Origin of the sequence: Arsukibacterium sp. MJ3 (assembly GCF_000987765.1) — a bacterium.
Taxonomy (GTDB): domain Bacteria; phylum Pseudomonadota; class Gammaproteobacteria; order Enterobacterales; family Alteromonadaceae; genus Alishewanella.
The window spans coordinates 1-425 of sequence record NZ_LAHP01000191.1; the positions used below are offsets into that span (position 1 = coordinate 1).

General features: G+C 49.2%; 1 protein-coding gene. It reads right to left on the reverse strand.

Annotation, left to right across the window (positions count from 1 at the left end):
• Nucleotides 1-89: 89 nt before the first annotated feature.
• Nucleotides 90-425: aminotransferase class III-fold pyridoxal phosphate-dependent enzyme (locus VT06_RS17450; protein WP_046555606.1), on the reverse strand; the 336-nt coding region annotated here is incomplete at its 5' end.

Genomic DNA, 425 nt, shown 5'->3' on the forward strand with positions numbered 1-425 from the left:
CTGTGTTAATACACGAATAATAAGCGGTTCATGTTACTTTTTTACGTTTCCTTTCGCAACGGAAAGCGCAAGCCATTGCGCCGATTAGATCAACATTTGCAATATTGCTGAATGGCATGAGTAAGTTGGCTTAATTGCGCCGGGGTAATGATATACGGCGGCATGATGTAAAGTAGCCGACCAAATGGCCGGATCCACACGCCGAGCTCCACAAATAAACGTTGCGCTGCGGCAACATCCATTGGCTGTTGCATTTCAACTACCCCAATTGCACCAAATACGCGCACATCAGCCACACTCGGCAATGCTTTACAAGGCGCCAGCTCTTGCTTGAGTTGCTGCTCAATAGCTGTTACTTGGTGTTGCCAAGCGCCGCTGGCCACAATGTCTAAACTGGCACAGGCTACCGCACAAGCGAGTGGGTT